The organism is Streptomyces sp. NPDC056160, from assembly GCF_042268205.1.
GTDB lineage: Bacteria > Actinomycetota > Actinomycetes > Streptomycetales > Streptomycetaceae > Streptomyces.
This window is the reverse complement of the sequence record NZ_JBHJUW010000108.1, coordinates 22,329-29,687: the sequence shown is the minus strand read 5'-3', so window position 1 is coordinate 29,687 and position 7,359 is coordinate 22,329. Positions and strand designations below refer to the sequence as shown.

The 7,359-nt window shown below is 72.3% G+C and carries 5 protein-coding genes; 1 reads left to right on the top strand and 4 read right to left on the bottom strand.

Going from position 1 to position 7,359, the window contains the following annotated elements:
* Positions 1-104: 104 nt before the first annotated feature.
* The gene (locus tag ACFC02_RS30925; RefSeq protein ID WP_376364411.1) at positions 105-1,553 is read right to left on the bottom strand and encodes an amino acid permease; all 1,449 of its coding nucleotides are present in this window, start codon (positions 1,551-1,553) and stop codon (positions 105-107) included.
* Positions 1,554-1,775: 222 nt separating this feature from the next.
* Here ACFC02_RS30925 and ACFC02_RS30920 point away from each other — a divergent pair, with 222 nt between their 5' ends.
* Positions 1,776-2,582 carry a MerR family transcriptional regulator gene (locus ACFC02_RS30920; RefSeq protein WP_376364408.1) on the top strand — a complete coding sequence of 269 codons (807 nt, stop codon included), beginning with the start codon at positions 1,776-1,778 and terminating at the stop codon, positions 2,580-2,582.
* Between the two features lie 8 nt (positions 2,583-2,590).
* On the opposite strand, the gene ACFC02_RS30915 is transcribed toward ACFC02_RS30920, so the two are convergent.
* Genes ACFC02_RS30915 through ACFC02_RS30905 form a run of 3 tightly spaced genes read right to left on the bottom strand, consistent with a single transcriptional unit; the run spans position 2,591 to position 7,219 of the window.
* On the bottom strand, positions 2,591-4,780 hold the full coding sequence (locus ACFC02_RS30915) for a 3-hydroxyacyl-CoA dehydrogenase NAD-binding domain-containing protein (protein ID WP_376364405.1): 2,190 nt from the start codon (positions 4,778-4,780) through the stop codon (positions 2,591-2,593).
* A gap of 34 nt (positions 4,781-4,814) precedes the next feature.
* Positions 4,815-6,029, bottom strand: a complete 1,215-nt coding sequence (locus ACFC02_RS30910; RefSeq protein ID WP_376364402.1) for an acetyl-CoA C-acetyltransferase — start codon at positions 6,027-6,029, stop codon at positions 4,815-4,817.
* Positions 6,030-6,040: 11 nt separating this feature from the next.
* A complete protein-coding gene (locus ACFC02_RS30905; protein WP_376364399.1) occupies positions 6,041-7,219 on the bottom strand; it encodes a CaiB/BaiF CoA transferase family protein in 1,179 nt (392 codons plus the stop codon).
* Between the last annotated feature and the right edge of the window lie 140 nt (positions 7,220-7,359).

Genomic DNA, 7,359 nt, shown 5'->3' with positions numbered 1-7,359 from the left:
CCGTCCCCCCCGGGGCACCCCGCGGGCGGCCCGCCCGGGGGGGGGGGGGCCCGGCCGACGCGGACAGGGCGCGGAGGGCCTCTGCGGCCACCGGCCGTGAGCCGCTACCTGGTGAGGGCGGGGGCCTCGGCGGACTGCTCGGTCACGCGGCGGCGGACGGCGAACCAGCCGCCGACCAGGAGGACCGCGATCAACGGGAGCAGCAGGAGGGTCTTGCGGCCCACCTCGGGGTCGTTCCACATCAGGCCGAGGCAGGCCATCAGGAAGGCGATCGTGGCGATCTCGGTGACCGGGCTGCCGGGGAGGCGGAAGCTCGGCCGGTCGACCAGGCCCGCCCTGGCCCGGCGGACGAAGATCAGGTGGCAGATCATGATGATCACCCAGGTGCTGACGATGCCGAGGGAGGCGACGTTCAGCACGATCTCGAAGGCCTTGCTGGGCACCAGGTAGTTCAGGCCGACACCGAGCACGCAGACCGCGCAGGTCAGCAGGATGCCGCCGTAGGGCACCTGGCTGCGGCTCATCACGCGGGTGAACTTCGGCGCCGAGCCCGCCATCGCCATGGAGCGCAGGATGCGGCCGGTGGAGTACAGGCCGGAGTTGAGCGAGGACATGGCGGCGGTGAGGACCACGAGGTTCATCACGTCACCGGCCGCGGGGACGCCGATCTTGGAGAGGACGGTGACGAACGGGCTCTCGTCGCCCGAGTAGACCGAGCCGGGCAGCAGCAGCGCGAGCAGGACGACCGAGCCGACGTAGAACAGGGCGACACGCCACATGATCGAGTTCACCGCGCGCGGGACGACCTTCTCCGGCTCGGCGGTCTCGCCCGCGGCGACGCCGACCAGCTCCAGCGCGGCGTACGCGAAGATCACGCCCTGCATGACGAGGACGACCGGCATCGCGCCGTGCGGGAGCAGTCCGCCGTGGTCGCTGATCACGCTCAGGCCGGGTGTCGCGCCGTCGACCTTGTGCTGGGTGGCCAGCAGGAAGATGCCGATCAGCATGAAGGCGACCAGGGTGGCCACCTTGACGATCGCGAACCAGAACTCCATCTCGCCGAAGATCTTCACCGAGATCAGGTTCACGGTGAGGACGACGGCGAGGGCGATCAACGCCAGCACCCATTGCGGGATGGGCGTGAAGAAGCTCCAGTAGTGCGTGTACAGCGCGATGGCCGTGATGTCGGCGATGCCGGTCGTCGACCAGTTCAGGAAGTACATCCAGCCGGCGACGTAGGCGCCCTTCTCACCGAGGAACTCGCGCGCGTACGACACGAAGGACCCGGACGAGGGCCGGTAGAGGACCAGCTCGCCGAGGGCGCGGACGACGAAGAACGCGAAGACGCCGCAGACGAGGTAGGCCAGCGCCAGGGCTGGTCCCGCGGTGTGCAGCCGGCCGCCGGCGCCCAGGAAGAGGCCGGTGCCGATCGCACCGCCGATGGCGATCATGTTGACGTGACGGTGCTTGAGGTCCTTGCTGTAACCGGCGTCGCCCGCGTCGGCGGGGGTCGCGGTCGCCCGGGGATGTTCGGCGACGGAGTCCTTGCTCACGCGGTGGTATCCACTCTCTGGGGGTCCGGGCGAGGGTGCGCCCGGGTGTCCGTACAATTCCGGCTTGCACCACTGGGGACGTGGTACAGACCAGGCAAGCAGCTTCCCAGAGAGATCAGTTCTCATGCGATGGCGTATGTCACAGAGGGGAACTTCTCACACTTTCCACGCAGATCGGTCACCGACTTTCACACCACTGGTGAGACAGCGATACTGCTGCACATGACGACGACCGACAGCGGCGAGCCGGCCCTCACCGTGGACGAGCTGGCCGCGCGGGCGGGCGTCACGGTGCGCACGGTGCGCTTCTACGCAGGCCGGGGCCTGCTGCCGCCGCCCGCGATCGGCCCGCGCCGGGTGGGCCGCTACGGCAGGGACCACCTCGCACGCCTGGCACTGATAGAGGAGATGCAGCGCCAGGGCATGACGCTGGCGGCGATCGAACGCCATCTGAGCCGGCTCCCGCCCGATCTCAGCCCGCACGACCTGGCCGTGCACCGCGCAGTGGTCGCCTCGTGGGCGCCGGAGAGCATGGAGCTGCTGTCCCGGCCGGACCTGGAGCGGCGCGCCGGCCGGCCGCTCACCGACGAGGATGTGGAGCGGCTGGCGGCGATGAGCGTGCTGACGCGGGAGGGCGACTTCCTCCGCGTCGACTCCGGACTGCTGCGGCTCGGTGTGGAACTGCTCGACGTACCGCTGTCCGAGGAGACCGTGCTCGCCGCCCGTACGGCGCTGATCGACCACGCGCGCGCGGCGGCACGCGAGCTGTCGCAGCTGCTGCGCGACGCCGTGGCCGAACGCGACACGCGGGACGTGAGGTCCCTGTCCGCCCACATGCACCCCCTGGTGGTGCAGGCGCTGCTGACCACCTTCCAGCGGTCGCTGAAGGAGGAGCTGCGGGAGTGGGTGGGCTCTCCCGAGGACTCCGCAGGGGACCCTGCCGAAGGCGCCTGCCGGGCGGACGGCCCGGTGGAGGGCGCGGCGCGGGACGGAGCCGAGGGGGCTCCGGGGGACGCGCCCTCCGTCTGAGGCGCGGCTCAGCGCTCGTCGGTGAAGATCTCCCCCTTCTCCGCCTTGGCGACCAGCAGGGCGGGCGGGGTGAACCGCTCGCCGTAGCGCTCGGCGAGTTCGCGCGCGCGGGCCACGAAGCCGGGCACTCCCCCGGCGCCGCCGTCGTAGCCGTTGATGTACTGGAGCACGCCGCCGGTCCAGCCGGGGAAGCCGATGCCGAAGATCGAGCCGATGTTGGCGTCGGCGACCGAGGTCAGGACACCCTCCTCCAGGAGCCGGACCGTGTCCAGCGCCTCGGCGAAGAGCATCCGCTCCTGCATGTCCCGGAACGGGATCTCGTGCCCCGGCTCGGTGAAGTGTTCGCGCAGGCCCGGCCAGAGTCCGGTGCGCCGGCCGTCCTCGCCGTAGTCGTAGAAGCCCGCGCCGCCGCTGCGCCCGGTGCGGCCGAACTCGTCGACCATGCGGTCGATGACGGCCTCGGCGGGGTGCGTGACCCAGGTTCCGCCGGCCTCCTCGACGGCCCGCTTCGACTCGCCGCGGATCCTGCGGGGCAGGGTGAGGGTCAGCTCGTCCATGAGGGAGAGCACCTTGGCCGGGTAGCCGGCCTGGGCCGCCGCCTGCTCGACGGAGGCGGGCTCGATGCCCTCGCCGACCATGGCCACGCCCTCGTTGATGAAGTGGCCGATCACCCGGGAGGTGAAGAAGCCGCGCGAGTCGTTGACGACGATCGGCGTCTTGTTGATCTGCCGGACCAGGTCGAAGGCGCGGGCGAGGGCCTCGTCCCCGGTGCGCCCGCCCTTGATGATCTCGACCAGCGGCATCTTGTCGACCGGTGAGAAGAAGTGCAGCCCGATGAAGTCGGCCTGCCGCTGCACGCCCTCGGCGAGCGCGGTGATGGGCAGTGTGGAGGTGTTGGAGCACAGCAGCGCGTCCGGGGCGACGACGTGCTCGATCTCCTGGAAGACCTTGTGCTTGAGCGCCGGGTCCTCGAAGACCGCCTCGATCACCGCGTCGCAGCCGGCGAGGTCGGCGGCGTCGGCGGTGGGCGTGATGCGGGCGAGCAGCGCGTCCGCCTTCTCCTGGCTGGTACGGCCCCGGGCGACGGCCTTGGCGCAGAGTTTCTCGGAGTAGCCCTTGCCCTTGACCGCGGCCTCCAGGGAGACGTCCTTGAGGACGACGTCGATGCCCGCGCGGGCGCACGCGTAGGCGATGCCGGCGCCCATCATGCCGGCGCCGAGGACGGCCGCCCTGGTCACCTTGCGGGGCTCGACGCCGCGGGGGCGGTTGGCGCCGGAATTGACCGCCTGCAGGTCGAAGAAGAACGCCTGGATCATGTTCTTCGAGGTCTGCCCGGCGGCCAGCTCGACGAAGTAGCGGGCCTCGATGACCTGGGCGGTCTCGAAGTCGACCTGGGCGCCCTCGACGGCCGCGGCCATGATGTTGCGCGGGGCGGGGTAGGGGGCGCCGTTCGTCTGCTTGCGCAGGTTGGCCGGGAAGGCGGGCAGGTTGGCGGCGAACTTCGGGTGCGCCGGCGTGCCGCCGGGGATGCGGTAGCCGGGCCTGTCCCAGGGCTGGGCGGACTCGGGGTGGGCGTCGATGAAGGCGCGGGCCCGGGCGAGCATGTCCTCGCGGCTGTCGGCGACCTCGTCGACCAGGCCGTTCTCCTGGGCGCGGCGCGGGTTGTACTGGGTGCCCTGGAGGAGCACCTTCAGCAGGGCGTCGGTGATGCCGAGCATCCGGACCGTGCGGACGACTCCGCCGCCGCCGGGCAGCAGGCCGAGGGTGACCTCGGGGCAGCCGATCTTGGAGCCGGGGGCGTCGAGGGCGACGCGGTGGTGGCAGGCGAGGGCGATCTCGTAGCCGCCGCCGAGGGCCGCGCCGTTCAGCGCGGCGACCACCGGTTTGCCGAGGGTCTCGATGCGGCGCAGGTCGCGCTTGATCGCCATGCCGCCGTCGAAGAGGTCCTGGGCGGTGTCGGGGGTGACGCGGATCAGGTCGCGCAGGTCGCCGCCGGCGAAGAACGTCTTCTTGGCGGAGGTGACGATGACGCCGCGGATCGTGTCCTTCTCGGCCACCAGGCGGTCGGTGACCGCGGCGAGCGAGGTGCGGAACGCCTGGTTCATGGTGTTGGCGGACTGGTCCGGGTCGTCGAGGACGAGGGTGACGACACCGGTGTCGTCCTGTTCCCAGCGGATGGTCGTGGACTCGGTGGTCATGAGGAGGTGCTCCAGGGGATCCGTCGGGAGGGGGTCAGATGCGCTCGACGATGGTGGCGATGCCCATGCCGCCGCCCACGCAGAGGGTGGCGAGGCCGTACCGCTTGTCCTGGCGCTCCAGTTCGTCGACGAGGGTGCCGAGGATCATCGCGCCGGTGGCGCCGAGGGGGTGGCCCAGCGCGATGGCGCCGCCGTTGACGTTGACCTTGTCCAGGCTGAGGCCCATGTCCTTCACGAAGCGCAGCACGACCGCGGCGAACGCCTCGTTGATCTCGACGAGGTCGATGTCGCCGATGCTCAGGCCGGCCTTGGCGAGCGCCTTGCGGGTGGCGGGGGCGGGGCCGGTGAGCATGATGGTGGGCTCGGAGCCGGAGACGGCGGCGGAGACGATCCGCGCGCGCGGGGTGAGGCCGTAGCGCTCCCCGACCTCGCGGGAGCCGATGGCGACCAGGGAGGCGCCGTCGACGATGCCGGAGGAGTTGCCCGCGTGGTGGACATGGTCGATCTTCTCCACCCAGTGGTACTTCTGCAGCGCCACGGCGTCGAAGCCGCCCAGTTCGCCGATGTCGGCGAAGGACGGCTTGAGCCCCGCGAGCGAGTCGGCGGTGGTGCCGGGGCGGGGGTGCTCGTCGTGGTCGAGGACGGTGAGGCCGCCGCGGTCCTTCACCGGCACGACGGAGCGCTCGAAGCGGCCCTCCTTCCAGGCGGTGGCCGCGCGTTCCTGGGACAGGGCCGCGTACTCGTCGACGTCGCGGCGGGAGAAGCCCTCGATGGTGGCGATCAGGTCGGCGCCGATGCCCTGCGGCACGAAGTTCGTGGCCAGGTTGGTCATCGGGTCGTTGAACCAGGCGCCGCCGTCGGAGGCCATCGGAACCCGGGACATCGACTCGACGCCGCCCGCCAGGACCAGGTCCTCCCAGCCCGAGCGCACCTTGGCGGCGGCCAGGTTGACGGCTTCGAGGCCCGAGGCGCAGAAGCGGTTCTCCTGCACGCCGGCCACGGTGTCCGGCAGTCCCGCGGCGATGGCGGCGATGCGGGCGATGTCGGAGCCCTGGTCGCCGACGGGGCCGACGACGCCGAGCACGACGTCGTCGACGGCGGCCGGGTCGAGGTCCGGGAAGCGGGCGCGGATCTCGTGGATGAGGCCGACGACCAGGTCGACGGGCTTCGTGCCGTGCAGGGCGCCGTTCGCCTTGCCGCGTCCGCGCGGGGTGCGGATCGCGTCGTACACGTACGCTTCGGTGCTCACTGGCAGGCCTTTCACTGAGGGTTCTCCCGGGGGGCGGCCGGGGGCGGGGTGGTGGCGGTCGGGGGCGAGAGTTCGGGTATGCCCCAGTCGCGGGCCACGGCGCCGGTGTCCGCGCCGGGCCGGGAGGGTGCGGTGCGCACGGCGGTGGGCGTCGCGGAGAAGCGGGGCGCGGGGGCCGGCTGGGTGATGCCGCCGTGGTCGGTGAAGGTGCCGCGGGCGGCGAGGTGCGGGTGGTGCGGGGCCTCGCGCAGCGACAGGACGGGCGCCACGCAGGCGTCGGAGTCCTCGAACACGGCCGTCCACTCGTCGCGGGTACGGGTGCGGAAGCGGGCGGCGATCGCCTCGCGCAACTCGCTCCAGCGGGCCGTGTCGTCGCGGGCCGGGGCCCGGTCGGGGATGCCGAGGAGCGTCATGAACTCGGCGTAGAAGCGCGGCTCCAGGGCGCCGACGGCCATGTGGTGCCCGTCGGCGGTCTCGTAGGTGCCGTAGAAGGGGCAGCCGCCGTCCAGGAGGTTGGCGCCGCGCCGGTCCTGCCAGGCACCGGCGGCGAGCATGCCGTGGATCATCGTGGACAGGTGGGCGGTGCCGTCGACGATGGCGGCGTCGACGACCTGGCCGGTGCCGGTCGCGCGCGCGTGGTGCAGGGCGGCGAGGACGCCGACGACCAGGTAGAGGGAGCCGCCCGCGTAGTCGCCCAGGAGGTTGGCGGGGGCGGCGGGCGGCTGGTCCGGGCCACCGGTCATGCCGAGGGCGCCGGTGACGGCGATGTAGGCGATGTCGTGTCCCGCGCGCGGGGCGAGCGGGCCGTCCTGGCCCCAGCCGGTCATCCGGCCGTAGACGAGCCGGGGGTTGCGGGCGTGGCAGGCCTCGGGGCCGACGCCGAGGCGTTCGGCGACGCCGGGGCGGTAGCCCTCGACGAGGATGTCGGCGCGGGCGGCGAGGCCGAGGACGCGGGCGGGCCCGTCCGGGGACTTCAGGTCGACGACCACCGAGCGCTTGTTGCGGTGGGTCGGGTCGGCCGCCGGGTCGATGCCGAGGCCCGCGCCGCCGGGGCGGTCCACCCGGACCACGTCCGCCCCGAGGTCGCCCAGCAGCATCGCGGCGAACGGGCCGGGGCCGATCCCGGCCAGCTCGACCACGCGCACGCCGGTCAGCGGGCCCTCCCGCCCCGGCGTCTGGTCCGTCGCCATCCCGGCCCCCTCGCTGTGACACAACCGATGTGACACCGATGATGCTAAGAACGCGCCCGACCGGACACAAGCCCCGCACGAGCAAGCGCTCAGCCAAGACGTGCCGGAGTGTCCGGCGCGTCGCCGTGGCCTTCCCGGCC

Coding starts and splice junctions, on each gene's coding strand:
- ACFC02_RS30920 (WP_376364408.1), top strand. CDS start 1,776: ATGACGACGACCGACAGCGGCGAGCCGGCCCTCACCGTGGACGAGCTG.
- ACFC02_RS30915 (WP_376364405.1), bottom strand. CDS start 4,780: ATGACCACCGAGTCCACGACCATCCGCTGGGAACAGGACGACACCGGT.
- ACFC02_RS30905 (WP_376364399.1), bottom strand. CDS start 7,219: ATGGCGACGGACCAGACGCCGGGGCGGGAGGGCCCGCTGACCGGCGTG.